The sequence below is a fragment of the Pseudomonas sp. Bout1 genome (genome assembly GCF_034314165.1).
In the GTDB taxonomy this organism is placed as follows: domain Bacteria; phylum Pseudomonadota; class Gammaproteobacteria; order Pseudomonadales; family Pseudomonadaceae; genus Aquipseudomonas.
Genome location: NZ_JAVIWK010000001.1, coordinates 1,689,792 through 1,716,121, shown reverse-complemented (window position 1 = coordinate 1,716,121; position 26,330 = coordinate 1,689,792). Strand labels below are relative to the sequence as shown.

Annotated in this window: 27 protein-coding genes and 2 pseudogenes; 12 read left to right on the top strand and 17 right to left on the bottom strand. The window is 58.6% G+C overall.

The features are described 5' to 3' along the window. Window positions 1–83: 83 nt before the first annotated feature. Complete coding sequence (locus RGV33_RS07855; protein ID WP_322143780.1) at window positions 84–1,019, top strand: LysR family transcriptional regulator; 936 nt, start codon at window positions 84–86, stop codon at window positions 1,017–1,019. A gap of 10 nt (window positions 1,020–1,029) precedes the next feature. Here the strand turns inward: RGV33_RS07855 and RGV33_RS07850 are convergent, their stop codons facing one another. Further along, a complete protein-coding gene (locus RGV33_RS07850) occupies window positions 1,030–1,392 on the bottom strand; it encodes a 5-carboxymethyl-2-hydroxymuconate Delta-isomerase (RefSeq protein WP_322143779.1) in 363 nt (120 codons plus the stop codon). 172 nt (window positions 1,393–1,564) lie between these two features. Next, the gene (locus RGV33_RS07845; RefSeq protein WP_322143778.1) at window positions 1,565–2,500 is read right to left on the bottom strand and encodes a LysR substrate-binding domain-containing protein; all 936 of its coding nucleotides are present in this window, start codon (window positions 2,498–2,500) and stop codon (window positions 1,565–1,567) included. 61 nt (window positions 2,501–2,561) lie between these two features. Here RGV33_RS07845 and RGV33_RS07840 point away from each other — a divergent pair, with 61 nt between their 5' ends. After that, entirely contained in the window at window positions 2,562–2,807 is a 246-nt protein-coding gene (locus RGV33_RS07840) for a hypothetical protein (RefSeq protein ID WP_023659101.1), read from the top strand. Here RGV33_RS07840 and RGV33_RS07835 read toward each other — a convergent pair. From RGV33_RS07835 to RGV33_RS07810, 6 genes are all read right to left on the bottom strand, one after another. Then, window positions 2,762–4,087, bottom strand: a complete 1,326-nt coding sequence (locus RGV33_RS07835; protein ID WP_322143777.1) for an MFS transporter — start codon at window positions 4,085–4,087, stop codon at window positions 2,762–2,764. The two genes, RGV33_RS07840 and RGV33_RS07835, sit on opposite strands and share 46 nt — an antisense overlap. A 59-nt stretch (window positions 4,088–4,146) precedes the next feature. Then, window positions 4,147–5,469: an MFS transporter gene (locus RGV33_RS07830; RefSeq protein WP_003211904.1), complete on the bottom strand. Its 1,323-nt coding sequence runs from the start codon at window positions 5,467–5,469 to the stop codon at window positions 4,147–4,149. A gap of 74 nt (window positions 5,470–5,543) precedes the next feature. Beyond that, window positions 5,544–6,422: an SMP-30/gluconolactonase/LRE family protein gene (locus RGV33_RS07825; RefSeq protein ID WP_322148635.1), complete on the bottom strand. Its 879-nt coding sequence runs from the start codon at window positions 6,420–6,422 to the stop codon at window positions 5,544–5,546. A 69-nt stretch (window positions 6,423–6,491) separates the two neighbouring features. Continuing rightward, window positions 6,492–7,424 (bottom strand): 3-keto-5-aminohexanoate cleavage protein, encoded by a 933-nt coding sequence (locus RGV33_RS07820; protein WP_010176558.1) that lies wholly within the window; start codon window positions 7,422–7,424, stop codon window positions 6,492–6,494. An 82-nt stretch (window positions 7,425–7,506) separates the two neighbouring features. After that, window positions 7,507–8,295, bottom strand: a complete 789-nt coding sequence (locus tag RGV33_RS07815; protein WP_010176559.1) for an SDR family oxidoreductase — start codon at window positions 8,293–8,295, stop codon at window positions 7,507–7,509. Then, window positions 8,292–9,014 (bottom strand): GntR family transcriptional regulator, encoded by a 723-nt coding sequence (locus tag RGV33_RS07810; protein ID WP_003211913.1) that lies wholly within the window; start codon window positions 9,012–9,014, stop codon window positions 8,292–8,294. Before RGV33_RS07810 ends, RGV33_RS07815 begins: the two co-directional genes overlap by 4 nt. 134 nt (window positions 9,015–9,148) lie before the next feature. Here RGV33_RS07810 and RGV33_RS07805 point away from each other — a divergent pair, with 134 nt between their 5' ends. Then, complete coding sequence (locus RGV33_RS07805) at window positions 9,149–9,538, top strand: VOC family protein (protein WP_177066761.1); 390 nt, start codon at window positions 9,149–9,151, stop codon at window positions 9,536–9,538. 134 nt (window positions 9,539–9,672) lie between these two features. Here RGV33_RS07805 and RGV33_RS07800 read toward each other — a convergent pair whose 3' ends face one another. Next, window positions 9,673–9,819 (bottom strand): hypothetical protein, encoded by a 147-nt coding sequence (locus tag RGV33_RS07800; RefSeq protein ID WP_322143776.1) that lies wholly within the window; start codon window positions 9,817–9,819, stop codon window positions 9,673–9,675. A 198-nt stretch (window positions 9,820–10,017) separates the two neighbouring features. On the opposite strand from RGV33_RS07800, the gene RGV33_RS07795 reads away from it, so the two are divergent. After that, window positions 10,018–11,310, top strand: coding sequence for an MFS transporter (locus RGV33_RS07795; protein WP_322143775.1), 1,293 nt, complete (start codon window positions 10,018–10,020; stop codon window positions 11,308–11,310). 12 nt (window positions 11,311–11,322) lie between these two features. Then, a complete protein-coding gene (locus RGV33_RS07790) occupies window positions 11,323–12,081 on the top strand; it encodes a substrate-binding domain-containing protein (protein WP_322143774.1) in 759 nt (252 codons plus the stop codon). Here RGV33_RS07790 and RGV33_RS07785 read toward each other — a convergent pair. Further along, a complete protein-coding gene (locus RGV33_RS07785; RefSeq protein ID WP_322143773.1) occupies window positions 12,073–12,975 on the bottom strand; it encodes a LysR family transcriptional regulator in 903 nt (300 codons plus the stop codon). The genes RGV33_RS07790 and RGV33_RS07785 overlap by 9 nt on opposite strands. Window positions 12,976–13,358: 383 nt before the next feature. Here RGV33_RS07785 and RGV33_RS07780 point away from each other — a divergent pair, with 383 nt between their 5' ends. Both RGV33_RS07780 and RGV33_RS07775 read left to right on the top strand, forming a co-directional pair. Beyond that, complete coding sequence (locus RGV33_RS07780; RefSeq protein ID WP_083676694.1) at window positions 13,359–13,640, top strand: ribbon-helix-helix domain-containing protein; 282 nt, start codon at window positions 13,359–13,361, stop codon at window positions 13,638–13,640. 84 nt (window positions 13,641–13,724) lie between these two features. Further along, entirely contained in the window at window positions 13,725–14,651 is a 927-nt protein-coding gene (locus tag RGV33_RS07775) for a hypothetical protein (protein WP_322143772.1), read from the top strand. 106 nt (window positions 14,652–14,757) lie between these two features. On the opposite strand, the gene RGV33_RS07770 is transcribed toward RGV33_RS07775, so the two are convergent. Further along, window positions 14,758–15,141, bottom strand: a complete 384-nt coding sequence (locus RGV33_RS07770) for a DUF6124 family protein (RefSeq protein WP_322143771.1) — start codon at window positions 15,139–15,141, stop codon at window positions 14,758–14,760. 417 nt (window positions 15,142–15,558) lie between these two features. Between RGV33_RS07770 and RGV33_RS07765 the strand changes: the two genes are divergently transcribed. Continuing rightward, the gene (locus tag RGV33_RS07765) at window positions 15,559–16,380 is read left to right on the top strand and encodes an SDR family NAD(P)-dependent oxidoreductase (protein WP_322143770.1); all 822 of its coding nucleotides are present in this window, start codon (window positions 15,559–15,561) and stop codon (window positions 16,378–16,380) included. A gap of 20 nt (window positions 16,381–16,400) precedes the next feature. Beyond that, complete coding sequence (locus tag RGV33_RS07760) at window positions 16,401–17,423, top strand: AraC family transcriptional regulator (RefSeq protein ID WP_322143769.1); 1,023 nt, start codon at window positions 16,401–16,403, stop codon at window positions 17,421–17,423. Here RGV33_RS07760 and RGV33_RS07755 read toward each other — a convergent pair. The 5 genes and pseudogenes from RGV33_RS07755 to RGV33_RS07735 form a co-directional block, all read right to left on the bottom strand. Further along, entirely contained in the window at window positions 17,413–18,027 is a 615-nt protein-coding gene (locus RGV33_RS07755; RefSeq protein WP_322143768.1) for a hypothetical protein, read from the bottom strand. The genes RGV33_RS07760 and RGV33_RS07755 overlap by 11 nt on opposite strands. 104 nt (window positions 18,028–18,131) lie before the next feature. Continuing rightward, window positions 18,132–18,898, bottom strand: a pseudogene (locus RGV33_RS07750) (anti-sigma factor family protein). Next, window positions 18,895–19,392, bottom strand: coding sequence for an RNA polymerase sigma factor (locus RGV33_RS07745; RefSeq protein WP_322148634.1), 498 nt, complete (start codon window positions 19,390–19,392; stop codon window positions 18,895–18,897). Before RGV33_RS07745 ends, RGV33_RS07750 begins: the two are co-directional and overlap by 4 nt. 59 nt (window positions 19,393–19,451) lie before the next feature. After that, on the bottom strand, window positions 19,452–19,943 hold the full coding sequence (locus RGV33_RS07740; protein WP_416152112.1) for a tetratricopeptide repeat protein: 492 nt from the start codon (window positions 19,941–19,943) through the stop codon (window positions 19,452–19,454). Between the two features lie 103 nt (window positions 19,944–20,046). After that, a complete protein-coding gene (locus RGV33_RS07735) occupies window positions 20,047–20,604 on the bottom strand; it encodes a cytochrome b (protein WP_322143766.1) in 558 nt (185 codons plus the stop codon). A gap of 237 nt (window positions 20,605–20,841) precedes the next feature. Between RGV33_RS07735 and RGV33_RS07730 the strand changes: the two genes are divergently transcribed. Both RGV33_RS07730 and RGV33_RS07725 read left to right on the top strand, forming a co-directional pair. Continuing rightward, window positions 20,842–21,144: a type II toxin-antitoxin system HigB family toxin gene (locus RGV33_RS07730; protein ID WP_322143765.1), complete on the top strand. Its 303-nt coding sequence runs from the start codon at window positions 20,842–20,844 to the stop codon at window positions 21,142–21,144. Between the two features lie 3 nt (window positions 21,145–21,147). Continuing rightward, window positions 21,148–21,519 (top strand): transcriptional regulator, encoded by a 372-nt coding sequence (locus tag RGV33_RS07725; RefSeq protein WP_322143764.1) that lies wholly within the window; start codon window positions 21,148–21,150, stop codon window positions 21,517–21,519. 98 nt (window positions 21,520–21,617) lie between these two features. Here RGV33_RS07725 and RGV33_RS07720 read toward each other — a convergent pair. Next, a pseudogene (locus RGV33_RS07720) lies at window positions 21,618–21,905 on the bottom strand (transposase domain-containing protein); the annotation flags it as partial. 1,098 nt (window positions 21,906–23,003) lie between these two features. Between RGV33_RS07720 and RGV33_RS07715 the strand changes: the two are divergent. Continuing rightward, a complete protein-coding gene (locus RGV33_RS07715) occupies window positions 23,004–26,324 on the top strand; it encodes an STY4851/ECs_5259 family protein (protein ID WP_322143763.1) in 3,321 nt (1,106 codons plus the stop codon). Window positions 26,325–26,330 lie beyond the last annotated feature (6 nt).

Sequence of the window (26,330 nt, the reverse complement as noted above, 5' to 3'; positions counted from 1 at the left end):
GCTTTCTATTGGCACGAGCGTTCCGTTAACATTTTGTATTGTCTTGTACCGAGTTCGGTACAAAGCGCTTGCGGACGGAACGGATGCTAAACAGCAACTTGCTTAGAAAGCTCGATATGCAGGACCTGATGGTGTTTATCGCTGTTTACGATCAAAGCAGCGTCACCGAGGTCTCCGAAACTCTATTCGTCAGCCAGTCCACCGTGAGCTACAGCTTGAAGAAGCTGCGTACCAGTTTCGAAGACGAGTTGTTTATCAATACCCGGGCGGGCATGCGTCCTACGTACAAAGCCACCAGCATGTACGGCCATGTGCAGAAAATCCTCGAAAGCATCAACCTGTGTCACGCCGGCAGCCAGGCCTTCGACCCCACCCATAAGGCCGTGACCTTCAACGTCTGCGCCCCCGAATACTTCGAACAGTTGATCTTGCCGCGCCTGCTGAAAAACTTCGACCACGCCGACCTTCCGGTGATCGTCAACGTGCAGAAGCTGGAAACCGAGATCCCCGCCGACGCCTTGCGCGACGGGCGCCTGGACCTGGTGATTTGCTTCGGCCCGCACTTTCATCGCGAGCACAAGGACATCAAGAACCAGATGCTCCTGGAGGACGACCTGGTGTGTGTGTTCGACAAACACTCGGCGCCCCGCGAGCCGGCATTCAGCCTGCAATCGTTCGTCGCCCGGCGCCACGTGTTCCCCACGCCCTGGAGTTCCGACACCAACATGATCGACGGCTGGCTGGCGCGCCAGTCCCACAAGCGCCAGGTGATCGCCCGGGCCAACAGCTACAGCGCGGCGCTGAAGATGATCACCGGCACCGACTTTATCGTGACCTTGCCTCGGCGGGTGCAAAAGCTGCTGGCAGACAAAACCGTGTTCGGCCATTGCGAAGCGCCGAACGGTTTACCGGGGTTTACCCTGGACATGCAGTGGAATGAACACAGTGAGCAGGACAGCGCAAACACATGGTTCAGGGAACAGATGATGAAGGTATGCGCGGATCAGGGGTTGCTGTAACCCCTGCCCATCAGCCGATGGTGACTTTGCTGTAGGAATCGCGATCCATGTCTACCAGCAAGACACTGAGCTGCACCTGCAGGTCTGCAGGCCAATCGCCCAGGTCCTGCAGCGCCGCCAACAGGCTTTCCGACAATTGCTTCTTGACCTGCGGTGAGCGCCCGCTGAGCAGCGACAGCTTCACGGCGATAAACGCGCGCGGGCTCAGGGAGGTGCCGACCTGGAACGTCTCCACCTTCAGCGCGCGGCTTTTGATGTCGAACTCGGAACCGAACTGCCCGGACGCCATCAGCACGTTGTTGAGCCGCAACAAGGTTTTCTCAACGGCCAGCTCAGTGAGGTTGGCGGTGTATTCCAGATGCAGGTGCGGCATGACAGGCTCCGAGTTGTTGTAGGAAGAGAGTCATACATATAGCACGTGGCCGGGGGTAATCAGACCGCTTTCAGTGTGAAACTTTGGTCAGTCGGCGGAGCTGGCGCTGCGGTAGTGAGCACGCAGCAAGCAACGGGATGGCCCATGGGTGGTTTCCCCTGAAGGGGTTACCTCAAGATTTTGCTACGACGACTGGCAGCATATCCCGCTCACTCATGAACGCCTCCAGCCGCGAGCGCACCCACCGTTCCGCCGGGTCGGTGTCGACATGACTGAGCCAAACCATCGACAAGTCCAGGGTCGGGGTTTCGAACGGAAACGGCTCACAGAACAGATTCCCCCCGGCGGCCATGGCGTGGGCGGTGTAGTCCGGCAGGCTGGCGATCATGTCGGTGCCGGCGAGCAATGCCGGCAGCGCGCTGTATTGCGGCACCGAGAGCACCACATGGCGCTTGCGTCCGATCTCCGCCAGCCATTCGTCGGCGAACCCAGACACGTTGGCCGTGTGGGAAACCAGCACATGGGGCCGTGCGCAATATTCGTCGAGGGTCAGCGGTTTGTCCGACGCATCCGCTCGCAACAGGCAAGGGCGAATATGCCGCAATAACTTGCGCTTGGCATTCGCCGGCAGGCCACGGGTCTGGGTGATGCCCACGGTGATATCACCGGAAGCCAGCAGGTCCGGGATGCGCCAGTAATCCACATGCTGTACCACGAACACCACCATCGGCGCTTCCTGGCGCAACGCGCGCAGCAGTGGCGGCAGCAGGCCGAACTCAACGTCGTCGGACAGGCCGATGCGAAAAGTCATGGTGCTGATGGATGGGTCGAAATCGTGGGTCAGGCTCAGGGCCGATGACAATGAGTCGAGGGCCGGCGACAGGTGCTTGATGATTTCCTCGGCCCGCGCGGTCGGTTCCATGCGATGGCCGACGCGAATGAACAGCGGGTCGTTGAACAGCGTGCGCAGGCGGTTGAGGGCCGAACTGATGGTGGGTTGGCCAAGAAACAGCTTCTCGGCCACCCGTGTCACATTGCGTTCGAGCATCAAGGTTTCAAAGACCACCATCAGGTTGATGTCGGCCTTGCGTAATTCATTGCGATTCATCGGCGACCGCCCCACTGCCCTGGATAAGCCGCAGTTTAGAAACACCCGGGGGCCTGCGTCTATGCGCACACTGTTCAACACGGGCCTTTGGGACTATAAAGCAGCTTCCAAGGCTTGCGAGAACACCATTGTGCTGGTCATTTCTGCCTTGAGCGTCCTGGTTGCCGGGATTTTGCTCTGGGCCATCAAATTCATCGCTCACCCCACCGCCAGGACACTGTTGCGGGTATTTGTCGGCTTATGCCTGGCGGCAGTCGTGGCTTATCTGGTGCTGGCTTCCGGGTTTCCCACCTCATTGCTGGTGTGATCAGGCTCCTGCCCCTGGCGCAAACGCAAGGCGGCCAACGCGGCCACCACCAGCACCAGCGCGATCACCTTCAAGCCGTTCATGGCATTGCCAGTGCTCATCTCGATCGCGCCCATCACCGAGGGCCCGACAAACCCGCCGAGCAACCCGCAGGCGTTTACGAAGCCCAGCCCGCCCGCCAGCGCCACGCCTTTGAGGCGCGAAGCCGGGTAGAGAAAGATGATCGACTGCACCACGAAGAACATCACCGCCGACACACAAAAGCCCAGCAGGCTGAACACCGGCCCGGACACCGAGGCAATGCCCAACCCCAACGCCATGGTCAGCAAGCCGGTAATCAACAAGCGCCGGGCACGGGTGGGGGTGGTCGCAAAACGCGGCAGCAACACCGCGCCTGCCGCTGCGGCGATCCACGGTAATGAGGTCAGCAAGCCGACGCTCATGGTGCTCAATTCACCGTATTTGCTGATGATGCTCGGCAGGAAAAAGATCACCGTGTAAATGGTGATCTGATGGCAAAAATACACAAAGATCGCCAGCAGGATTTGCGGCGTCAGCCAGTTTTTCAGGGAATGCCCGCCCTCACCTGCGCCCTCTTCGGTTTCCATCGCGATGCGCTGTTCAATCCCCCGCGCTTCCTCGGCCGAGAGCCATGGCGCCTTGCTCGGGCGGTCCGGCAACTTGCGCCACACCACCCAGGCAAACGCGACCGCCGGCAGGCCTTCAAGCAGAAACATCCACTGCCAGCCGTGCCAGCCGAGGATTCCGTCCATGCGCATCAACGCCGCGCCCACCGGGCCGCCGATGATGTTGGCAAAACAAACGCCGAGCAGAAAATACCCGGTGGCCCGCGCCCGTTGCTCGCGGTTGAACCAGTAGGTGAGGTACAGCATCACCCCGGGAAACAGACCGGCTTCGGCAATGCCCAACAGCAGGCGCAGGACATAGAACGAGGTTTCGCCCTGGACGAACGCCATGGCCGCCGAGATCAGGCCCCAGGTCACCATGATCCGCGCAATCCAGAACCGCGCGCCGACCTTGTGCATGATCAGGTTGCTGGGGATTTCCGACAGCGCATAGGTCAGGAAAAACAACCCCGCACCCAAGCCATAGGCCGCGGCTGAAATCCCCAGGTCCACGTCCAGATGATGCTTGGCCAGGGCAATGTTGGTGCGGTCCAGGAAACTCAGCACGTAGGCGATGATCAACAAGGGCATCAACTTGACGAACATCAGTTTGTTCAACTCCCGTGGCTCACGGGCGGTGTTGGCAGTCTTCATCGGGCAATTCCTCTTGGCGCCCCGCCAGCACCACGGCTGGGGAGCGCATCGGTGTTGTTCTAGGGTTCGAGTTGCGCAACCAGGGCTGGCGGGCGATGGGAAAACAGTTGCAGCAGCGCCCCGCCCAGGGCACAGCCGGCCATCACGAAGAAGCACACCGTGTAGCCGTGCAAGGTGGTCCAGCCGCCACCCATGGCAATCAGGCTGCCCATCAGCACCGGCGCCAGGCCGCCGCCGATAAACATCGCGGTGGTAATGATGCCGTTGGCGGTGGAGGTCGCCGACGGCTCGGCCGAGTCGCACGCCACCGCGTAGTAGATCGGCCACACCGCGTTGGCCACCAGGCCGAACAGCAGTTGCACGACGATGATCAGGGTCAGGGTGTTGGCGAAGTAAAACGCACCGACACTGGCAGCCATCCACACCCCGCAGATGATCAGGGTGACGCGCCGGCCAATGATGTCCGACAGCGACGGCCACACCAGTTGCCCGAGAATCCCGGTGAGGGTGAACACCACGCTCATCCCCGCCGACTCGGCCAGGGACAGCCCGGCGATGTTGTACAGGTACGCCGGCAGCACGATGTTGACGCCCATGTACACGACTTGGGTCAGCATCGTGTTACCCGCCGTGAGCGCGATATTGCGGTTGCGCAAGGTGGCGATAAAGGTACGCCAGGCGTGGCCCTTCACTTGGCTGGCGGGGGCGTTGTCCGGCGGGGTCATGCCTTTGGCGGCGATGTCGACGTACAGCGCGGTGATGCGTTCGGCAGTGGAATATCGCGCCCAGAAAATCATCAACGGCAAGGCCACCACAAACGCGAAGAAGAACACGTAGCGCCAGTTGTCTTCACCAAAGGTGCTGATGACAAAACTGGCGACGATGCCACTGAGCATGGCGCCAATCGGGTAACCGGTGTGGTGCGCGCCGAGCGCAAAACCACGCCGTTCCACCGGCCACCATTCGGCGGTGTTGCTCACGCCCACCGGCTCGCCCCAGCCTGCGCCGAGGTTGACGCCGACCCGCAGCGCAATAAAGGTTGCGAGGTTGCCGCTCAGGGCCTTGAACCCGGAGAGAAACGAAATCGCCGTGTAGCCCAGCACCAGCGGCACCTGGAACCGCGCGCGTTTCCAGCCACCGCCGTAGCGGTCGCTCCACATCGATCCGGGAATATCCAGCAGGGCCAGGGCGAGCATGATCACCGTGGCCATGGTGCCCCACTGATCGGCCGACAAATCAAAATGCTTGGAGATGGTCGGCCCCAGGCGCAGCACGATCTCACGGTCGTAGGCGTTGAGGATCCAGATCATCCAGCACACCAGCAGCGACACCCAGGAGTGCCGGTGAATGCTGCGCAGCGAGGCTTTTTTTAAGGTTGCCATGGGTTTCTCCAGGCGCGCGAGGGCGCGCACTGACACAAGGTTGCGGAAGGAATAGGCCTTGTTGAAAAAACGCGCTAGCTGGCGAACCGTCGCTCGGCTATTCCTTGCACGCCCAGCCCGGTGATCGCAAAAAGCGCCCCGCGCTGCTGACCGTCGGCCGGGAAACGCGGCAACGGCGGCTTGGCCATGGAGGTGACGAACAGGGTGTCCAGGTTCGGCCCGCCGAAGGTCAGGCTGGTGACCTTTTTCACTGGCATCTGGATGACCCGGTCGACCTGGCCGTCGGGGGTGTAGCGCACCAGTTTCCCGGCGTAGACCAACGCCTGCCACAGGCAGCCCTCGGCATCCACGGTGCAGCCGTCGGCAGCGCCACCGCCGCCAGTGTCGACCTTGGCGAAGGTGCGTCGATTGCTCACCGCACCGCTGGCCTGGTCGTAGTCATAGGCCCAGATCTCGCCGGACCAGGTGTCGCAGAAGTAGAACGTGTCACCCGACGGGCTCCAGCACGGGCCGTTGGACACGATGATGCCTTCGTCCAGGGTGTGCAGGCTCAGGTCCGCGTCGAGGCGGTAGAGTTTGGCGCTGGCGCTGTCTTCGAGGGTGTCCATGGAGCCGAAGACAAAGCGGCCCTGGCGGTCGACCTTGCCGTCGTTGAGGCGGTTGTTGGGCAGTGCGGGCTCCGGGTCGATCACCAGGGCCAGTTCGCCGCTGTTGAGGTCCAGAATATGCACGCCGTTTTGCAGGGCGACGATGGCTTGCTCGCCACTATGGCGCAGGGCCATGGAGCCGATTTTCTGCCCCACGTCCCAGGCACGCAGCTCGCGGCCATCATCGGTGCAGCGCAGGATCCGGCCGTCGGCGCTGTCGATCCAGTACAGCCGTTGTTGCAGGGCATCCCACACCGGGCCTTCACCCAGTGTGGTCTTTACGTCGACAAGCACTTCGATACGCATGGCGTTATCCCCTTTTTTGTTGTTGTGCGGGATGGGCATGGCCGCGCCGTGACGCGGCCGGTTTATCACTTAGAAGTTGACCTGGTCGCGGCCCTTGAGCCCGAGGATTTCCCGCGCTTCATCCGGCGTGGCGACCCGGTGGCCAAGGGCTTCGATCACCGTGCGAATGCGCCGTACCTGGTCGGCGTTGGACGCGGCCAGTTTGCCCGGGCCATCCCACAGCGAATCTTCCAGGCCGACCCGGGCGTTGCTGCCCATGGACAGGCCCATGGTGGCCAGCGGGATCTGCCCACGGCCGGCGCCGAGGATTGACCACACGTAGTCGTCACCGAACAGGCGGTCGGCGGTGCGGCGCATGTGGGCCAGGTCTTCCGGGTGGCCGCCGATGCCGCCGCGCAAACCGAATACCGACTGGATGAACAGCGGAGGCTTGAGCAGGCCGCGCTCCAGGAAGTGGGCGGCGGTGTACAGGTGGCCGATGTCGTAGCACTCGATTTCGAAGCGTGTGCGGTTCTCGGCGCAGGAATTGAGGATGTGGGTAATATCGCGGAAGGTGTTGCGAAAGATCCGGTCGTCACTTTCTTCCAGGTATGGACGCTCCCAGTCGTGCTTGAACTCGGTGAAGCGGTTGAGCATTTCGTACAGGCCGAAGTTCATCGAGCCCATGTTCAGCGAGGCCAGCTCCGGCTTGAACTGCATCACCGGTTGCAGGCGTTCTTCCACGCCCATGGTCGGTGCGCCGCCGGTGGTGATGTTGATCACCACGTCGCTGGCGGCCTTGATCTGCGGCAAAAATTCGGCAAACAGCGCAGGGTCCTGGCTGGGGCGGCCATCGATCGGATCACGGGCATGCAGGTGGACAATCGCGGCGCCGGCTTCGGCGGCACCGATGGCAGCGTCGGCAATTTCCTGCGCGGTGATCGGCAAATGCGGCGACATCGACGGCGTATGGATCGCACCGGTGACGGCGCAGGTGATGATGACAGGACGATTTTTGGACATGACGATTCTCCGACTTTTATTCTTATGAAAAAAATCCCGGGTGTGGCTTGTGTGTTCTTCCTTGGCGACTTGCTAACGAGGCCTACAGGTACTCGACGTTACCGTCGACACTGATCGCTTGGCCGGTGACATTGCGGGCGGCAGGCGAGCAGAGAAACAAGGCCATGGCCGCGACGTCTTCGGCGGTGACCATGCGCTTGAGGGAGATCTTGTTGAGGTATTCCTGGCGCATCTCGGCTTCCGGCACGCCGACCTGTTCGGCACGGGCGCGGATCACCCCGTCCATGCGCGGGCCTTCAACGATGCCGGGCAGCAAGGCGTTGACGCGGATGTCGCTTTCGCCCAGCTCCGAGGCCAGGGATTTCATCAAGCCGACGATCGCCCATTTGGTCGCGGCATACGGCGTGCGCCAGGCGTAGCCGAGGCGCCCTGCCACCGAGGCGATATGCAGCAGATGGCCGTGAGACGATTCCTTGAGCATCGGCACCGCGTGGTGGGCAAAGCGGTACTGCGCCGTCAGGTTGATGTTGATCGTGGCTTGCCACTCGGCATCGCTGATGGCGTCAATGCCGCCCGTGGGCCCGGCAATCCCGGCGTTGTTGACCAGCACATCCAGCCCGCCGAACTGCTCACGCTGCACCTGGAACACCGCCTCGATCTGCGCGGCATCACTCACGTCGGCACGGGTAGCGACCGTGCCCGGGTACTTGTCGCGAAACGCCGCCAGGGCCGGTTCGCTGACATCACACACATGCACCTTGGCGCCCGCCTCAAGATAAGCCGCCGCCAACACTTCACCGATGCCGGCAGCCCCGCCGGAAATCAACACACGTAACCCAGGATAGGGCTGCAGCCGCTGTAGGACACTCATGCACGTTTACCTCCTGAAACAGACGACCGCGAACGGTCGTTCTTGACGAGCAGGCGCGCCAGGGAATCGGCGGCCTGCATGATGTCATCGGTCACGGCAGCGCGGGCACCGGCGCCATCGCGGGCGGCCAGGGCTTCGACGATGCGCGTATGCGCCTCCATCGAACGCTGCAAGTGAGCTTTATCGGGAGCGACCAGGGCAAAACACGGGCCCATGTGCAGCCAGAAGTTTTCCACGGCAGCCATGGTCAATTCGGCCTGGGCGACGGCATAGATGCGTCGGTGAAAGGCGAAGTTAGTCCACAGGTAGCGGGAAACGTCGACTTCGTCGGCGGCCTGTTGCATCTGTTGGCAGAGGTCGGAGATTTCGTCGAGGTCGGCTTTTTCCAGGAGCAGCACGGCCTTTTCCGCCAGCAAACCTTCCAGGGCGACCCGCGCATCGCGAATCTCGCGCAGGCGTTCGACCGTCATCATGCGGACCCGCAGACGGGAAGTTTCGGTGACTTCAAAGGCGTTTTCGGCGCTGAGGCGCTGGAGGGCTTCGCGCACCGGCATGGGGCTGGAGCCGAGGGCTTCGGCGAGGCCGCGGATGGTGAGTTTCTGGCCGGGCTGGAAACGACCACTCATCAAGGCTTCGCGGATCTGGCGATAGACCTGGTCTTGCAAAGTATCGCGGGACACCTGGCGCAAGGTGGGGAGGAGAAGCGGGCCATCTGTCATGAGTCAAAACCTGTGTTGTCGTTCTTATGCCTCCAATATGTGATCACAAATCAAATATGTCAAATAGTTTCCCGTTGACGGTATGCACGACGCTGACTCTAATGAGCCCTTTCTCCAGCAAGGACCGCTGAACCATGAAATTTGCCTACACCATCGTCTACGTCCCGGACGTCGCTGCATCCCTGCAATTCTTCGAAAAAGCCTTCGGCTTCAGTCGCCGTTTCCTGCATGAATCGGGGACCTATGGCGAGTTGGATACCGGTGATACCACCCTCTCTTTTGCAGCGCATGAGTTGGGCGAGATGAACTTCAAGGGCGGGCATGTGGAGGCGCATGCTTCACAGCAACCGCTGGGGATGGAGTTGGGGTTTGTTACCGAGGATGTGTCAAAGGCTCATGCCAGAGCGCTGGCCGAGGGTGCGACAGAACTTGCTGCGCCGAGCACCAAGCCTTGGGGGCAGGTGGTGTCGTATGTGCGGTGCCCGGATGGGACGCTGGTGGAGTTGTGTACGCCGATTCAGTGAATCGTACTGTGGCGAGGGAGCTTGCTCCCGCTGGAGTGCGAAGCGCTCCCAAAAATCTTGGGGCCGCTTCGCAGCCCAGCGGGAGCAAGCTCCCTCGCCACAGCAAGCTCCCTCGCCACAATGAAATGCCTGCATCAAGGCCTGAGCGGGCGCTCCTGATCGCGCTCGGACAGCTCCGTGCCATCGTCCGGATGCTTCCAGGTTTGCGGTTTTTCTTCCTCGCGAAGCTTCCTGGCGCGCTCCTGCTCCAACTCCTCGCGTTGCTTGTGTTCGTTGCTCATACCCACCTCCCCTCCGTAAGAATTGGACACACTGGGCAAGCATAGATGAGGGAGGGGTTTTGTGCAGATCAGCCAATTGATAATCAAGACGCATCAATGCATGTAAACAACTCACTTATCATTTCTAAATGTGTCAGCCACTATCCGCGGTCTTAAGCGAAACAAGCACTTTAAAAAGAACGCTGGAGACACAAAAAAATGCAAAACCCTTCACGGCCTGACTCTGCCCGCTCCAAAGTCGGCGCGGTCTTTCGCGTCACCTCCGGCAACTTTCTCGAACAGTTCGACTTCTTTCTGTTCGGCTTCTATGCCACCTATATCGCTGCCGCATTCTTCCCTGCTGCCAATGAATTTGCGTCATTAATGATGACCTTCGCCGTGTTCGGCGCGGGCTTTTTGATGCGTCCGCTGGGGGCTATCATCCTCGGCGCGTACATCGATGATGTGGGCCGTCGCAAAGGCTTGATCGTGACCCTGGCGATCATGGCCAGTGGCACCCTGCTGATCGTGCTGGTGCCGGGCTATCACACCATTGGTTTGTGGGCACCGCTGCTGGTGCTGATGGGCCGTTTGTTGCAAGGCTTCTCGGCCGGCGCAGAGCTGGGCGGTGTGTCGGTGTACCTGGCCGAAATGGCCACCCCGGGCCGCAAGGGTTTCTACACCAGCTGGCAATCGGGCAGCCAGCAGATCTCCATTGTGGTCGCAGCCGCCCTCGGTTATGGCCTGAACCAGTGGATGGAACCTGCCGTGGTTGCCGATTGGGGCTGGCGCATTCCGTTCGCCATCGGCTGCGTAATTATCCCGTTCATCTTCATTCTGCGGCGTAACCTGCAGGAAACCGAAGAGTTCGCCAACCGCAAGCACCGCCCGACCATGCGCGAAGTGCTGGCCACCCTGGTGAAGAACTGGACCGTGGTCATCGGCGGCATGATGATGGTGGCGATGACCACCACCGCGTTCTACCTGATCACCGTGTACGCACCGACCTTCGGCAAAACCGTACTCAACCTGACCACCTCCGACGCCCTGCTGGTGACCTTGCTGGTGGCCGTGTCGAACTTCATCTGGCTGCCCATCGGCGGCACCCTCAGTGACCGTTTTGGCCGCAAGCCCGTGCTGATCGCCATGACCGTTCTGACCGTGCTCACCGCCTACCCGGCGCTTTCCTACGTGGTCAATGCACCAAGCTTCGGGCACATGCTGGAAACCCTGCTGTGGTTCTCCTTCCTCTATGGCATGTACAACGGCGCCATGATCCCGGCCCTGACCGAAATCATGCCGGTGGAAGTACGCGTGGCAGGCTTCTCCCTGGCCTACAGCCTGGCGACCGCGATCTTCGGTGGTTTTACCCCGGCGATTTCCACCTGGTTTATCCACGAGACGGGCGACAAGGCTTCGCCGGCCTACTGGCTGATGTTTGCCGCGCTGTGCGCCCTGTGCGCAACATTTGCGTTGTATCGCCGCGCCAGTGGCCGTGTGCAAGTCGCCTGAGGAGTCACGCTGATGAACCCACTGTTGAAAACACTGGCGGCGATGGCGATGGGTTCTCTGGCGATGGTCGCCCACGCTGAAGAGCTCAAGGTCATGACGTCCGGCGGTTTCACCGCGGCCTACAAGGTGCTGGGTGCGCAATACGCCGCCCAGAGCGGCGATACCCTCGACACCATCCTCGGCCCCTCCATGGGCAAGGCGCCGGAAGCGATTCCCAACCGCCTTGCCCGTGGCGAACACGCCGACGTGGTGATCATGGTCGGCTACGCCCTGGACGAGCTGATCAAACAAGGCAAGGTCGACAAGGCGTCCCGCGTTGAACTGGCGGACTCGCGCATCGGCCTGGTGGTCAAGGAAGGCGCGGCCAAACCTTCTATCGCCACCGATGCCGACCTGAAGGCGGTACTGACCAAGGCCAAATCCGTGGCGTATTCAGACAGCGCCAGCGGCGTCTACGTCGAAAAGGAACTGTTCAAGAAGCTCGGCATGCCGTCCAGGGGCACCATGATCGAACGCATCCCGGTGGCCTCGCAGGTGGCCAAGGGTGACTACGAAGTGGGCTTACAGCAGGTCTCTGAATTGCTGCCGATTCCGGGCGTGAACTACGTCGGAAAGATCCCTGAAGACGTGCAGTCCGTCACCCGTTTTGCCGCCGGCATTCCGGTAAACGCAGAACACCCGGCGCAGGCGAAAAAGCTCCTGCAATTCCTCGCCTCGCCCCAGGCGCAACCGGCAGTGCAAGCCACCGGCCTGGATTCGGTCTCACACTGACCGGAACGGCATCTCACGCGTCAACCGCTCCAACTCCAGTGCCGCCGGCGTCAACGTACGCCCGCGGCGCTTGATCAACCCCACGTTGCGCACCACTTCCGGCTCCACCAACGGCACACTCATCAGAATCGGGTGCTTGCCGCCCGGCATCGCAATCGACGGCACCATCGCCACCCCGAGCCCCGCCTCCACCAGCCCGATCATCGTGGTCACGTGATGGGTTTCACAGATGCTTTGCTTCTTAACCCGCACCCCGCGCAGGGCCTGATCGAGCAAAAAGCGATTGCCCGAGGTCTTGTCCACGGTGATGTAGTCGTGCTCGTACGCCTCGGCCCACGTCACACTGGCCCGGTCTGCCAGCGGATGCTCACGGCGACAGGCCAGCACATAACGCTCTTGCAACAACAGCTCGAACTCCACGCCGTCTGCCAGGCTACCGCTGAAGCTCACGCCAAAATCTGCCTCGCCACTTTCCACCGCCGCACACACCTCGCCCGCACTCGCGTCCAACACCCGCAAACGAATCTTCGGATAGAGCTTGTGGAATTCGGAGATCACGTGAGGCATGAAGTAGTACGCCGTAGACGGCACACAGGCGATGGTGACGTTGCCCATGCGGGTGGAGGCCACATTGCTGATGCCCATCAGGGCGATGTCCAGGTCATCGAGCATGCGCTCGACTTGCGGCAGGAACGCGCGGCCGACCATGGTCAGGCTGACCCGGCGCGTGGTGCGCTCGAAGAGTTTGACGTCGAGGGCGGATTCGAGCTTTTCGATACGCCGGCTGAGGGCCGGCTGGGAGATACGAATGGCTTCGGCCGCCGCACGGAAACTGCCCTTGTCTACGACGGCGCGGAAGGCTTGAAGGTCGTTGAGGTCGAAGTTGATGATCACGAGGGCAGCCGTTGGTTGAGCAGATGTGGCGGCCATTATCGTATGGGGGCTGGCGGGATGCTATTGGCGCGGCCCACATACTCGGGATCAGCCAATAACCCTACGGAAAATATGCGGTCATACATATCAGCAGGGAATTTGCGTGGGTTGGGAACGAGACGTCTGAAAAGCGTCAATACTGACAGCCTCAAATCCAGCTCTCATTTTTTAGGCCCACTTTGGAAAAGTCTTTGACGATGGATTACCCCATCGGTATCTGCACGAAACAGACAGCACGCTGGTCAGTTCAGGAGACTCTAGCGACTCACACTGGTCACTTACCGATTGCAACACGCCCAGCGTTGAGTAGGATTAAATCCTACCCAGCAAAAGCGGACGCTACCATGCGCTCAACCCAGCAAATGAGCATCACCTTGCCGATTGAGATGGCCGCACTCGTCAAAGCCAAAGTGAGCACTGGCGAATATGCCAGTGAAAGTGAAGTCATACGCGACGGGCTGCGAATCTTGCTGGCACGTGACCGCGCAATGGAAAACTGGCTTCGGGATCAAGTGATTCCAGCAGCCGTCGCCCTCAAGGCCGATCCAGACAGCGCGCTGTCTGCCGCCCAGGTCCGCGAACACATGGCAGCCAAACGCCAACAGAAAGGCAACCGTAAGTCGTGACCGCAGCCCTCTTGCAGGACGAGGACAACGATTAACTTCAGTTCAAATCGTTCTATTCACGAATAGCTACCGGTAACTCAATCAATGGATAAAACAATAAAAAGGACTTTCTGCCCCGCACCTTTCTACCGCGTGTTTCGACCGGGATTGTGGCTCGTGGGGTCACTCTGCTTTGCAGCTCTGGGCTTCTTCGCGTGGCAAAGCTTCTACCCGGTCAGCGCCGCCGATGACTGGAGTGTTCATGTCGTTCACCGCGACGTAGCAAAGGCCGCATCACTGATGCCGATGCTCGACGGTTCGCTGATGGTCAGCCAGGAATTGAGCAACGGGCTTGGCAGTATCGTGCGTATTTTGCCCGACGGAAAACGCGAACTGGTTGTAGGAAATCTATCCAAGCCGGATGGAATGGTCGCCACTCAGGGCGGTTGGGTGTTCAGCCAGGAAGTGGATGGCGCGCCGGTCAGTTTCCTCAAGGACGGCGTCGTCACCGAGCTGTTCAAGGGCGACAGCGTGCAAGGGCTGTGGGACGACGGCGAGTTCCTCTACGCCATCGAAGACCGCAAGGTCGGTGCCCGGATCCTGCGCTATCGCTGGAGTGATAAAACACTGGGCGTAGTGCGTGACCAACTCAGCGAAGGCGAGTCGATCGTTCGCTGCACCGATGGGCGCATGCTCTACACGGAAAAGAAGAAGGGCGTGGTCCGCGAATTGACCGAGGACGGTAGCGATCCAGTGGTACTGAGCCAATTGAATAAACCCACCTTCCTGATGTGCGATGAACGCGGGTTATGGATCAACGAGGATTCCACACACCGTGCACGTTTGTTGCTGATCGACAAGCAGGGGCGCCAGCAGACGATTCTGTCTTTCCTGAAGGCGCCACAGTCGATTGTGCGTACGACGAAGGGAACATACCTGGTGGCCGAAGGGGGTCGTGACCGTATCCTGGAATTGGTGCCATCCCTGGCACTGGAAAAACGCGTTGCAGCTGAAACCGCGCCGCCTCATTGAGCGACACCGCCAACCGCGCCAGCTCATGGCGCCAGTGAAGTTGGCAGATATACATCTTCCAAAAAAAAGCCCGCTGGCTTTTAGCTACAGCGGGCTTTGCAGTCGATCACAGGTTGCAGGGTTGGTCAGCTGAAAATTGGCGGTCGAGAACCGAGTCTACCAACGCCTGAGCATTCTCGATCAACTGGGCCAGCCCCATGGTCAATCGGTAGTGAATGCTGTCTTGACCATCGGCGCAGCGGTAGGCCGTTTCCAACGCTGACGACAGGATTTCGGTGGCGTTGGCCAGTGCTTCTTCTGTGCCTACATCCGCACCTACGCGGAAGATTTTGCGTGGTGGGCGCTCGTCGGTTTCAGCCGACTCGGGCGCTGGTTTACTCAGGTAATAATCGAGCGCTCTTTGCGCCGCGTCGGACATTTTTCCGTCAGTGAGCTTGTTGTGCGCGCGAGCGCCGAAGGAATCAGGGGGATTGGGGGTGATTTTTTTCATGGTGTAGCTCCTGTATGTAATAGGAGCTGCCATTCCCCTGCTGTCAAACAGGATTGGGTGGCAGCTGTACGCGGGTTGACAGACCGGTATACAGGACCCGGCGCACCCGAAGATGCCCCACGTACAGCCGCCATAGAACGACGTCACAGCTAGAACAGCCTGTAAGCATATGGTGGTTGTACACCTGTAAATCGGCCTGTCAAAACCGGTCGCCATGAGGGCGACGGGGCGAAGGTTACCGCCGCGCCTCAGGCAGCGCAACCCTGCGTTGCCAGCTTAAGAATCAGACTACGGGCATCACTGAAATGGCGTAATTTGCAAGTCACTTGGCGCCCTCTTGCTAGTGTATGAAAAGGACCCGTCGACCATCATTCGTTCACAGGTTGCTCCCGCTGTCCCAAACGAAGAGGTGTTCGAATGTCCAAAATCTGGTTTATCACCGGCAGTTCCCGTGGCCTCGGTCGCTCGATTACCGTAGCCGCCCTGCGCGCCGGTGATCGTGTGGTCGCCACCGCGCGCAACCCCAAGCAGTTGGATGACCTGGTGGCCGAGTACGGTGATGCGGTTTATCCCGTCGCGCTGGATGTCACCAACAACCCGCAGGTGCTGGAAGCGGTGGACGCTGCGGTGAAGCATTTTGGTCGCCTGGATGTGGTGGTCAATAACGCCGGCTACGGTGACCTGGCTTCGGTGGAAGATGTGACCCTGGAGGATTTTGCAGCGCAGATCGACACCAACTTCTATGGTGTGGTGCATGTCAGCAAGGCGGTGGTGCCGGTGTTGCGCGCCCAGGGCAGTGGCCATATTTTCCAGGTGTCGTCGTTGGGCGGTCGCATCGGCATGGCCGGTTTAGCCGCGTACCAAAGCGCGAAATGGGCGGTCGGTGGGTTCTCGACGGTGCTCGCGCAGGAAGTGCGGCCCTTGGGGATTCAAGTGACGGTGCTGGAGCCGGGTGGCATGCGTACTGACTGGTCGGGCAGTTCCATGACGATTCCAGCCATCAGTGAGCCTTACCAGCAAACGGTCGGCGCGCTGGTTGAACTGCTCAACTCACCCGGTATCCTGCCGACCGGCCCGGACCGGGTTGCCGAGATCGTGCTTGAGCTGGCGTTGAGCAAAGACGCCCCGCTACGCCTGCTGATCGGCAGCGATGCGGTGCAATACGCTGCCCGGGCAGCGGCAGACCTGGCCGAGTCCGATAAAAAGTGGCATGACCTCAGCGTGTCGGCCTCGGATTAATTTCACAATAAAGGTGCGGCATGCCTGACGCGACCCAAGCCCGTTTCAACATACCGGATGTGTTCTGGCACGCGCTGAAGAGCGTCGGGCTGGAGCCACCGTTGGTGTTGCGTCAGGCGCGCTTGCCCATGACCCTGCATATTCGCGAGCGGCGCGACCGGCGGCAGGTGACGACCCTCGAGTTCTTTCGCTTGTGGGAGGCGGTGCGGGCGCTTAATCCTGACCCGGCTGTCGGGATCGAGTTGGTGACACGACTGGATAGCACCGCCCTTCCGCCGTCGAGCTTTGCCGCCTTTATTGCGCGGGATTATCGCGATGGCCTGCACCGCCTCGCCCGCTTCAAGCAACTGTGCACGCCTGAGCGCCTGCTGGTTTGCGAAGAAGGCCGCAGCTGCACGGTGACCATCGACTGGTTGCACACGCCTGAGCCGCCACCCGCGCTGTTGGTGGACGCCGCGTTTGCCACGTTTGTTGAATTGGGACGGCGGGGTTCTCGCGCCCAGGTTATTCCCCTGAAGGTCGAACTGGCGCGCCCGGATGACGGCAGCCGTGCACTGGCCGAGTTTTTCGGCTGCCCGGTGCGCTTTGGTGCCGAGCGTAATGCGCTGGTGCTGGATGCCGCGGACCTGGACCGGCCGTTTCCGGGATACAACCCGCAAATGCTGGAAATGCTCAACCCCGGCCTGGTGGCGGCGCTTGCCGAGGCATCGGCACCGGCCAGCATCAGCCTTCGGGTGAAGATCACCCTCAAGCGTATTCTGGCCAGTGGCCGACCGGAGATGGCCGAGGTTGCGCGCGAGTTGGGCATGAGCGAGCGCACGTTGCAGCGGCGCATTACCGAGGCCGGCACCAGCTTTCGGCAACTGATGCTGGAGACCCGCCAGGAGGTGGTGCGCCATCTGCTCGCCGAGCCGACGATTGAAATCGACGAGATCGCCTGCCTGGTCGGTTATGAAGACACCAACTCGTTTTACCGCGCGTTTCGCTCCTGGGAAGGCACGACGCCGGCTCGGTGGCGGGCGCTACAAGCCCCTACGTATTAATAAACGCCGGTTGCTTGCACATCGTCAGGTTGTTGAGGTTCTCGTTGATTTCGAGCTTTGAGGAGCCAATGTCAAATTGGTAGTAGACCTTCCACGAGATAGCAGCCCGAGTGCCCGTGGTGCAAAACTTCATCAGCTTGGCCTTGCAGGTAGCCTCGTAGAACGAGCCCGCCAGCATGCGCGCCGGGCTGGCTCCCGGGTCCTTCGACTGGCAGGGACAGTGGGACAGGAATACCTCGGCTTTGGCCGGCGGTCGACCGCGCAGGCTGACGAAGTTTTGCACGCATTCGTCAAAGTGCTCGATCAATAACTCTTCTGCGTGGCGGCTCTCGACGTCGACCTGGCGCTGCGCCACCAGGTCCTGCGCGACCGGTAACATCGACCGGTACTTTTCCTGGTGCTGATCCGCGGTCAGCGTCCTCTTCAACAGCTGCGCATGCAGTTTCAACTTACTGCCCACCGCGCTATTGGCAACTTGCTCGCGCGATTGTCGGCTGATGAACACATAGTACCGCGCGCCTTCAAGGCTCAGTACCAAGCCAATCGCCCCGGGGCGCTCACGAAGAGGAAGCGCTTCTGTGAGTGTGTCTCGGTAAACCAGCATAGGCCTCTCCCTCACCAATCGATAAACCCGAACCAACATGACGCCAGATTCGGACAAGTACATTGGTGAACAGTCGAGGGGCTTGGTTTATTCCATTTCGCTGACTATGCGGGCAGCGCTTTCTCGGCACTGCGCGCCATGATCTGCAAATCCTCGAACGGGTTTGTGCCGATCAACATGAAGGCATGGGACGGATTGGACCAATACACCACGTTCAGGCCACGGCGCTGTTCGTTGGCCATGGCCATGGCACCTTTTTCGCCGCCGTGATGCACAGCGCCAACGGGCCATGGCGTGGGTCGAGGTAGGTCAACTGGCCGATCAGCACGCCATCGTAATCGAGGATTTGTGCGCGCCTGAACTCGGCGCCCGGCAGGCTGATTGCCTCCAGGCTCAACGACAGGCCAAGTTGGCGCCCTACCGAACTCAGTTGCGCGGTATGCGACTCAGGCTCGGTGCTTAAATTTTCCAAGGTCTGGGGCGTATACAACGCCATGTATTCGGCGACCGAGGCACGCCAGCCCGAACCGGGTTCAGGTCGGGGCCACATCATGAACAGGCGGTCGGCGACCACACCGGCCACCGCAAAACTCGCCGCAACCGCAAGAAACCTGCGTCGACTCAAGGTCGGGGCTTGTGCTGGCGGCAAGGCATCGAGCATCAGTTGCAAACGCTCGAGGGGGGCTTGATCGAGAACCGAATCGAACGCCGCCTTGCACGGCAAGTCACCGCGCTTGAAGTACTCCACGCGAGCCGTCACGGCGGGATCGATCCCCAGCAGGTTATCGATACGCTGGCGCTGCTCAGGGTCCAGTTCTCCGTCCAGATAAGCCACCAGCAGTTCATCCGACGGTGGGGTATTTTGCGTCATCGTCGTTCTCCGCTCGATTTGTCCAACAGGCCGCTTGAGTGGGCAGTGTCGGCCAGCTTCACGCGCGCAGCGGCTAGCCGGCTCATCACCGTTCCCACCGGGATATGCAGGACCTCGGCAATTTCCTTGTATGAAAGCCCTTCGACATAGGCCAGGAAAACAGTCTCTCGCTGGGCTTCGGGCAGTGCATTCACGCGTTTGATCACTTGAGCGGCCAGTACCTGATCCTGAGCCAGGGTTTCACCATCGAAGGACAGTTCCTGCTCCGCATCGACAAACCCCTGTCCCTGCCGCACGCGCTGCGAGCGCAATTCGTTAAGCCAGATCGAATGCATGATCGTCAGCAACCAGCGGTCCAGCCGCGTGCCGGCCACAAACTGGCCAGCACGCTCCAGCGCCCGCACGCAGGTGGCTTGCACCAGGTCATCCGCCACATGCTTTTGTCGCGACAGCACCAGGCCGTATCGCCATAAACGCGGCAACAACTGGCTCAACTCACGGCGCAACTCAGCGTCTTGGGTGATGGCGGTCTCCCGGCTGTTCGCTCACATGCTCAAGCCTGGGGCGCGGCAGCGATGGCTTCGGCGAGGTCTTCATACTCTTCGCAGGTGGTGCTGCACAGGGCTTTGATTTTCACCAGTTGCTCCTGGGCCAGGTCCACACGGCCCTTGATCACGTAGGCCTCGCCGAGGTATTCGCGCACTTGTGCATAGTTGGGGTCCAGTGCCACGGATTTCAGGTAGTAGCTGATGCCTTCATCGGTGCGGCCCAGCTTGCGGGTGGCGTAGCCGCGGTAATTCAGCGCTTTGGCCGTGTTCGGGTCTTGCAGGGTATCGAGCAGTGACAGGGCTTCTTCGTAGCGCCCATCCTTGGCCAGCCGGTAGGCGTAATCGGTGCGGTCGGCGTCCGATGTGGCCTTGCTCGTCTGCAATACGCACTTGCCGGTCTTGGTGTCCCAGACCTGGCCTTTGGGGCAGTTGGGCTTGGGTGGCGCCGACTCGTCACCGGAAGCGTGAGCCTGGCCGGCCAGTAGCGCTGTGGCCATACAGGCACCGAAGAACAAAGCGGTGCGGTAACCAACGGCGTGTTCGTGGCGATTCTTCATGGTTGTAATGCTCCGTAACGATAGGGAAAGTACAGCAGCAAACTCAGTGTTGAAGGTCGCCCCGAGGGCCGGGCAGCATGCGGCGCAGGGTGCTGTCACGCTTGATGTAGTGATGCCACAGCGCGGCGCAGGCATGCAGCCCCGCAAGCACAATGATCGCCCACGCGACATTGTTGTGCAGGCCACCCAAGGTGCCGCGCCACTCGTGATCGATCACGAATGGCGCCGGGATGGGGAACAGTCCGAAAAAGTTGAAAGGCTCGCCCTGCGCCCAGCGAAACAGGAAGCCCAGGAGCACCTGCGTCAGTAGTAACAGGTATAGACAGCCGTGGGCGATTTTGGCGGCCACGTTCAGCGCCGGGTGGCTGTCAGCCTTGGGGTGATTGCCACCGAACAGACGCCAGAGGATACGAGCAGCAATCAGCACCGCCAGGGCGATGCCCAGGGAGATATGGACGGATTGCAGGCCCTTGCGCAGCGGCGTGCCTTTTTCCAGGTTTTCCCAGATATGAGCGCTGGCGAACATGAAGATCACCAGGGCGGCGGTCAGCCAGTGGAAGGTGCGGGTCAGGCGGTCGTAGCGGTCGGTTGGGGTGTTCATGGGCGTTTCCTGGGTGGTCTGTATGGTGAACACCGCAGTAGAGGGAGTTATTCGGTCGTGGTTGAAGGTTTATTTGAGTGCGTTCGGATACACCCCTTTCCGACAGAGGGAAAAAACACCCAGAAACCAAATCCCTCGCCTCCCGCTTCGCGCTTTATGAGACCTACGGCTTATCTAAACATGACCCATCGGATGAAACGCACTTGAAGAAGTCCCATGCTGGGACTAGGATCATTAATGAGAATCGTCGCTGTCAGTCACCTAAAGGCTTTTTGGCAAAAACACTTGGATGCAGAGCAATCATTCCTTGCATGGATAGACGAGGTCAAGAAAGCGGACTGGAAGAGCCCGGCTGATATCAAGGCTCAATTTCGTCACGCCAGCGTTCTAAAAAGCCGCAGGGTCGTGTTCAACATCAGAGGTAACGACTATCGGCTCGTGGTCGCCGTGGCCTATCGCTACGGCGCCCTCTACATCAAATTTGTCGGTACGCATAAGCAGTACGACGTCATTGATGCCGATACCGTTGGAATGGAGTAAGCCATGAATATTCGCCCTATCCACACCGAGCAAGACTACCGGGACGCGCTGAAGGCTGTATCGCCATTGTTCGAAAACGAGCCGGAACCCGGGACGCCTGAAGGCGACTATCTGGATGTGATGATTACACTCATTGAAGTCTACGAAGCGAAGCACTTCCCGGTGGACTTGCCCAACCCGGTGGATGCCATTCGTTTCAGAATGGAGCAGTCGGGGCTATCAGCGGCTGATCTGGTCCCTGCTATTGGCCGACAGAATCGGGTTTATGAGGTCCTGAACGGTAAGCGGGCTCTTACGCTGCCGATGATTTGGAAGCTGCATGAGATGTTTGGGATCCCTGCAGAAAGCCTGATAAAGCCAGTAAAGATTGCTTGACCTCAGAAACGAAAAAGCCCCGTAGTTTATTTAACTACGGGGCTTTTTCTATGGTAAGCGGTCCATAAACCCCACCGAATTCAAGATGAGTGGCGCTTTTAACTAAGCGATGTCGGGGAGCAGTTCCACGGCAACTGGGCTTCGTAATCTTCGACAGAGGTCGCCCTGGGCAGGCGCTCCAGTGCGTGGCGCAGCCACGCATAGGGCTCTTGGCCGTTGGCTTTGGCAGTCTCGACCAAGCTATAAAGTTGAGCGCTGGCCTTGGCGCCTCTGGCCGTGTCGCTGAACAACCAGTTCTTTCTTCCGATCACGAAGGGGCGGATGGCTCGTTCAGCGGCATTGTTGCCGATGGGCAGGTAGCCTTCCTCGACGTACCGTTCCTGACGACCATTTTTGTTCACACCCGTGGAGTCTGGATAAAGGCAGTGACCGAGTTGTTTCGGCGCAATACCTAATTCGCTTTCAAGCCAATCAAACACCACATAGACAGCGTGCCGCTGCGTATCCAGCAGAGTACACAATAGGTGGGCTGGGTATAGCTTTGCGCATCTCTAGCAGGAATGAGGCGGCATAAGGTGCGTACAGGTTGGTGATCAGCGCGGGCAGACTTTGCGATCTGGTCAGCGCATCCAATTGTATTGTCTTAACCAGACGCACATACCCCTCATGAAGAGTCTGCACAGCCGCCATGATGAAGTGCGCAAAGGTTTCTCCGGCTCGTTTTGATAGGGGATTCCATATGAAGTCTTCACGAAGCTGAGGGATAAGTTGCCAGTCGAAATCCCCCTCCCTCGCCAGACGATCAATCTGACGGCTACCAGATTTTGTGTCTAATGCCCTCGCAAGTAACCGATAGCATTCGCCGAGTCGTGGGTACGGTGGTTGTGGCGAGTGGTTGCTGGCCATTGGCAGGGATTCCATCAGGTGAATTTTTAACTGTTCGCATCCTTGCGAAAGACAGTCCATAAAGTCGTTATGCCTTGGGTCCCTGACCACGATTGCGTCCGGATTGTCCACCATGGACCTTACTGGGCCAGTTCCCTCCTGGAAATTGGTTAATACCCGTTGGACGCGCGCCGCCTTTCGCGTCGCCACTGGACGGTTTGTTCGCAGTACCCTTTGCCATGTGGCAGATGATTCCGAGGTGGGGCTTTTGCATGATTCGTCTCCTAGATAAGTAGCGACATGGCTACGGACACGAATGTAGGAAATTTCTATACAGCTGGCTGCGCGCAAGTGGTCAATTTTTCTCCCACCGGCTGTTTGAACGTCGAACCCATCGACAGATATCCCACGAGGTGTTTTGCGAGAATGAGCATCGAATAGAGCTTTCAACTTCATCAAGATACAAATGTCGACGGCGTTTCGCGAAGATGGCACAGTGACACACGCCTAAAAAACTGAGGTGGTGCAGCTGTAGACGTCGTCGATACGTCTGTACTGCGTTGCATGCTTTTGAATCTTCAGCATAAGGATTTGCGTCAATGACCGCGTTCACTCCTGCTGTAAATCCCATAAAAGCCTGGCTCAGCGAGTTTTTGCTCACCCGCGAGCTATTCAAAGGACCTAACGGCAAACCTCTGTACAGCTACCAACTGTCCGAACACGAGTACGCATCCTTACGCGATTTACTTCAAAAGTACCTTCGCCTAGCGTCCAGTCCAGTTCAGGTCATACACCTGGGAGCATGTTTTTGTTTATTCGTCAGTGAGCAGTACCGTAGAAATTACAACAGCTCATGGTCCTGGTCAGGCGCTGAGAGTGAGTTAGCCGTCTCACTTTCACACAACCAGCATGCAACCTTGACCAGTAAAGGACTGGAATACTGGAAACGCCCTATTCGGTACCGTGAAAACGGTAGGGATTGGCTAGGGTCCCTTTTTGCAGAAGGTGGGCTACCTTGGCCCCTGGTTCAAAAGGAATCGCATGGCTTTGGCAAAGCCGTCAATCGAGGTATTAATCTCTTCAGTGCAGGGAGCAGCCACCGAACAACTGCTGACCTAATAGCGGCGCACGAAGATGAATTGCCAATTCCCTTTCGAAATCTAGAAACCAGGCAACTGCTTGCCGGCATTGTTGAACAGTTGATGCATCTGGCTGGGCAATATCCGCTTAAGGATCAGAAAGACCCTGCTGCTTACCTGGATAAAGTCGCTCCTGAGTGGACAGAAGCCTTTCCAATCCCTCTCGATGAAACTAACGCTAGAGGCCTGATTAATGATTGGCTACATGATGCTGGCAAGCAGCGGCTTGATAGAACAGAGGCCCTAATTCAAGCCAGAGCATTCACCTGTGAGCATTTTCTATTAGGCACACTGCCGGACTGGAGGATTAGGACAGAGCTGGCCTTGCCAAAGGAACACTCATTTGACATTGATCCCCAGCAGTTGGGTAGCACTCGGCTCGATCAAGCCTATTACGAAGGTGAGCACATATTAGCTCGTGGGCCTGCGGTGTATGCCCAGCTGAACGAGTCGCGTCTGACGATCCGCTTCTCCAATCCCTCAATATCAATAGAACGTCGCCGGCTAGGCGAACCTGTCACGCTGCGCTTACTCGACAATGGACGAGTTGTTCAATGTTTCCAATTCGACGGCAGCGAGTTGGATTACGAAGAAACGCCGTTAGTTTTTGAGCAGCGGGTTGATTGCTGGCAATTGGTCGGAACATCTTCTTGCGGTGTCGCTGGTGAGTCCGCACGTATTCGCATTCCGACCAAATTTAGTTTTTCGTCAGACAGCCTCGCACCATCGCTGCTGACTACCGACAAAGAGAGCGGCCAGTGGCTGGATCTACGGGCCGATGTATCGCTCCAAAACGGCCCTGACCTCTATCGAATCGAATTAAATCAAAATCAAAACGAACATCGAAAGCCCGCTCTGGCCGGTGTTCATGGGCTCTATGACAGTAACCCAGGTGTTGTATATTTGGGTTGGCCACGACTTGAGTTGCCCGAAGACTATGAGTTTGGTCTGGGCGATATTCTAGAATTTGCCAATGGGCAACCCCTGGACACTCCTCGCCGTACCGGGCCCTTCGGTGTCGTTCGTTACACCTTGAAAAACCGCACGGGAAAAACGCTTTTAACTCGCCGCTTTGCCGTACTACCCAAAGAATTCAGTACCTCGTTGCTTCCCGCAACCACCGAAAAACCTGCTCGATTGCAGGTCAAAGGTGCACTCCAGCTTGACTTAAAAATCGACAGCTCGCTGCTAATGGCCAAGCGATTGGAGTCTGAACACTCCGCAACCACTTTCAACCTTATTCATCGAAGCGATACACCTCCTGCTGGTTTTACGCTGGAGATCGACCAGAAAAGCAGCAATCAGCCACTACGACTTCGCCTCCCGTACCCGTATCAAGGAGCCCGGCTTATTGGACCAGACGACCGGCCCTCACGAGCACACGAACTTACGTTACCTGAGCTTATAGGACATCGCATCGCATTGACCTCAGGGCAAACTCAAGGGCAAAGTTTCTACATGCAACTGGAACTGGTGTGCGAGGCGCTGCCACATCCAAAACGGCACTATGAGATCAAAGTAGGCTCATCGCCCACGCTGCTAAATTTATTTAGCTACCAAAATGACATGCTGCAAATGCTGGGAGCTGTCGACGAACAAGACGCGTTTATTAAGCTCACCTTAGAAACCGAACAGCGCGCGTTCAGCCTGAATATCAGACGGTACAACGGCCGCTTGCAATGGGAAAGTCGAGACACATTCACGATCTGCGAAATAAGTAACGCGACAATTTTGAATGACACCGAAGTTGAAGCAATGTTGCTTTCTGATCCTAAACAAGCGCCAGTCAAAATTGAAGAACTCAAGAGCCAGGATGTTGGCACCGGGCGATTTATTATACCCAACACCATGCAACGTGATGGCCCATGGCTAATCTATCCAGCCAAAGATAGTAAAACTCAATTTCGCCCTGCACTGTTCGTGTCGACTTCGTCGATTACTGAAATTCAAACTGAAGTTTTTTCCCTGCACAGGGCGACACAGGTTTTTCACCCCAAAACCAACGCAAACGCCATCAGTCAACAAATCACCGTCATGGCAAAAGAGTTCGGACACAGTGGCTGGCAATATTTAGCGGACTTAAAGCAACACTACGCGCACCTGCCATTGTCCTCATTTGAAAGCTGGAAGGCACTGTCAAAGCAACCAGAGGCGCTGGCATTCGCGGTGCTCCGACTAGAAATGGACGAAGCGTTCTGCGCTCGAATTCGCGATGAGCTGGCGGTGATCTGGGAAGCAATTCCTCTCCCCATCTGGGCCGAAGCGCATGCACGATTTTTACAAGGGCTGATCGCATGTGGCTTGCCGGAGATTCTTATCAAAAACCTTGAAACGAATCGCGCGGCCGTGTTGCGACTTGTGGTTTCCGGCTTTGATTATTTGGGCGACTACCTAAGTACTGGCAATAAAAGCAGTCTGACCAAAATCCCTCCCCAACTGGTGGTACCGGGCTGGAATCAAGCCTTACGCCAACAACACGCTACCGACAGACAGTGGCCTACCGATCTTACTGCGGAGTTGACTAGCTGGATCATTCAGAATCCGATACCTGCATTCTTGAGAGAGATTACCCCTGTTGGTTTCACTAAAGCGGTTTCTTACTTACCAATTTTTTTGGCCTATGTGACGGCAGGCAAGGCCACCCTAAATGATCTTCCTGTTCCGATGGCGTACCTAAAATTCGCCATTCGATTGGTTTCTGATTTTGACCGTCAGGGATGGTTCGCACCTACTCACGCACTGATGGTTTCGTATTTGCTAGCCTCCGAAGACGAGGCATAAGGAGTT

Excerpts from the sequence above, each read along its gene's own strand:
- RGV33_RS07855 (WP_322143780.1), top strand. The coding sequence starts at position 84 with ATGCTAAACAGCAACTTGCTTAGAAAGCTCGATATGCAGGACCTGATG.
- RGV33_RS07850 (WP_322143779.1), bottom strand. The coding sequence starts at position 1,392 with ATGCCGCACCTGCATCTGGAATACACCGCCAACCTCACTGAGCTGGCC.
- RGV33_RS07845 (WP_322143778.1), bottom strand. The coding sequence starts at position 2,500 with ATGAATCGCAATGAATTACGCAAGGCCGACATCAACCTGATGGTGGTC.
- RGV33_RS07840 (WP_023659101.1), top strand. The coding sequence starts at position 2,562 with ATGCGCACACTGTTCAACACGGGCCTTTGGGACTATAAAGCAGCTTCC.
- RGV33_RS07835 (WP_322143777.1), bottom strand. The coding sequence starts at position 4,087 with ATGAAGACTGCCAACACCGCCCGTGAGCCACGGGAGTTGAACAAACTG.
- RGV33_RS07830 (WP_003211904.1), bottom strand. The coding sequence starts at position 5,469 with ATGGCAACCTTAAAAAAAGCCTCGCTGCGCAGCATTCACCGGCACTCC.
- RGV33_RS07825 (WP_322148635.1), bottom strand. The coding sequence starts at position 6,422 with ATGCGTATCGAAGTGCTTGTCGACGTAAAGACCACACTGGGTGAAGGC.
- RGV33_RS07820 (WP_010176558.1), bottom strand. The coding sequence starts at position 7,424 with ATGTCCAAAAATCGTCCTGTCATCATCACCTGCGCCGTCACCGGTGCG.
- RGV33_RS07815 (WP_010176559.1), bottom strand. The coding sequence starts at position 8,295 with ATGAGTGTCCTACAGCGGCTGCAGCCCTATCCTGGGTTACGTGTGTTG.
- RGV33_RS07810 (WP_003211913.1), bottom strand. The coding sequence starts at position 9,014 with ATGACAGATGGCCCGCTTCTCCTCCCCACCTTGCGCCAGGTGTCCCGC.
- RGV33_RS07805 (WP_177066761.1), top strand. The coding sequence starts at position 9,149 with ATGAAATTTGCCTACACCATCGTCTACGTCCCGGACGTCGCTGCATCC.
- RGV33_RS07800 (WP_322143776.1), bottom strand. The coding sequence starts at position 9,819 with ATGAGCAACGAACACAAGCAACGCGAGGAGTTGGAGCAGGAGCGCGCC.
- RGV33_RS07795 (WP_322143775.1), top strand. The coding sequence starts at position 10,018 with ATGCAAAACCCTTCACGGCCTGACTCTGCCCGCTCCAAAGTCGGCGCG.
- RGV33_RS07790 (WP_322143774.1), top strand. The coding sequence starts at position 11,323 with ATGAACCCACTGTTGAAAACACTGGCGGCGATGGCGATGGGTTCTCTG.
- RGV33_RS07780 (WP_083676694.1), top strand. The coding sequence starts at position 13,359 with ATGCGCTCAACCCAGCAAATGAGCATCACCTTGCCGATTGAGATGGCC.
- RGV33_RS07775 (WP_322143772.1), top strand. The coding sequence starts at position 13,725 with ATGGATAAAACAATAAAAAGGACTTTCTGCCCCGCACCTTTCTACCGC.
- RGV33_RS07770 (WP_322143771.1), bottom strand. The coding sequence starts at position 15,141 with ATGAAAAAAATCACCCCCAATCCCCCTGATTCCTTCGGCGCTCGCGCG.
- RGV33_RS07765 (WP_322143770.1), top strand. The coding sequence starts at position 15,559 with ATGTCCAAAATCTGGTTTATCACCGGCAGTTCCCGTGGCCTCGGTCGC.
- RGV33_RS07760 (WP_322143769.1), top strand. The coding sequence starts at position 16,401 with ATGCCTGACGCGACCCAAGCCCGTTTCAACATACCGGATGTGTTCTGG.
- RGV33_RS07755 (WP_322143768.1), bottom strand. The coding sequence starts at position 18,027 with ATGCTGGTTTACCGAGACACACTCACAGAAGCGCTTCCTCTTCGTGAG.
- RGV33_RS07740 (WP_416152112.1), bottom strand. The coding sequence starts at position 19,943 with ATGGCCACAGCGCTACTGGCCGGCCAGGCTCACGCTTCCGGTGACGAG.
- RGV33_RS07735 (WP_322143766.1), bottom strand. The coding sequence starts at position 20,604 with ATGAACACCCCAACCGACCGCTACGACCGCCTGACCCGCACCTTCCAC.
- RGV33_RS07730 (WP_322143765.1), top strand. The coding sequence starts at position 20,842 with ATGAGAATCGTCGCTGTCAGTCACCTAAAGGCTTTTTGGCAAAAACAC.
- RGV33_RS07725 (WP_322143764.1), top strand. The coding sequence starts at position 21,148 with ATGAATATTCGCCCTATCCACACCGAGCAAGACTACCGGGACGCGCTG.
- RGV33_RS07715 (WP_322143763.1), top strand. The coding sequence starts at position 23,004 with ATGACCGCGTTCACTCCTGCTGTAAATCCCATAAAAGCCTGGCTCAGC.